Raw genomic sequence first — 998 nt, forward strand, 5'->3', positions numbered from 1 at the left:
CCAGTGTCAGGACAAGGGGGGTTTTTATGACTAACCGTCAGTGCTGATGAGGGTGATTTATCAACGTCGTTTTATGATGTTTTATGGTCATCAAAAAACATCGTAATAAAACAGGCTATTCCGTCTGTGCAGCCCGGTCAGACTGGCGATAAATAAAAAATACCCCGGACAAACTTAAACCCGCGTTTATTTCAGCATCATCGCTGTGCAGAGAAATTAATCACCGCAAAATGGTTATGTCGTTATTGGCGGTGTTATTTGTGGCGGTAAACATTCGCCCTGCGGCCTGAACTGCCGGTTTTAAACCGCGGCTCTGTTGGCTGTCACCGTAAAACGAATAACGCCTCTCCCCACAACGCGCGCCGTGGGGAGAGGCTCAGCCCGTTAGCGCAGCAGCGACATCACGTTCTGTGGAACCTGGTTTGCCTGAGCCAGCACGCTGGTGCCGGCAGACTGCAGGATATTGGCACGGCTCATATTGGAGACTTCGGAAGCGAAGTCAGCATCCAGAATGCGCGAGCGCGACTGAGTCAGGTTATTGACCGTGCTGTCGAGGTTATTAATCACCGAGTCGAAACGGTTCTGTACCGCACCGAGGCCGGAGCGCAGCTGGTCAACCTTGGCCAGCGCCTGGTCAATGGTTTTTAGCTGAGTTGAATTAGTCAGCTCAGTGACTTTCGGGTCGGTCGCGGTAAGGTCTGTATCTTTAGCCAGAGCTACGCTTGCCAGAGTAGGAGGGTTCGCAGCGGCGTTTGCTGCAGTAAAAGTAGCTTTTACTGTGGCGCATTTATCTGCGCCAGCAGCATTTTTACCCACAGCTATATATTCGCCATTCTTATTCAGGTAAAGCTCGCCCTTGCCGCCCGCACCGAACACCGAGGTTTTAATGCCATCCAGGGTTGCCTTATCCAGGACAACGGTATCAGCACCTTTGGTTACCGTATCACCTTCCTTCAGAGGGCTCTGCTGGGTGACTTTAAAACCATCCATCCCCAGGG

Annotated in this window: 1 protein-coding gene; it reads right to left on the reverse strand. The window is 51.7% G+C overall.

Annotated elements, in window-relative coordinates; all coding sequences use genetic code 11:
- Window positions 1-384 precede the first annotated feature (384 nt).
- The coding region (locus EHN07_RS20715; protein WP_279630507.1) for a flagellin at window positions 385-998 on the reverse strand (614 nt) is incomplete at its 5' end.

The sequence above is a fragment of the Buttiauxella warmboldiae genome, assembly GCF_003818135.1.
GTDB classification, from domain to species: domain Bacteria; phylum Pseudomonadota; class Gammaproteobacteria; order Enterobacterales; family Enterobacteriaceae; genus Buttiauxella; species Buttiauxella warmboldiae.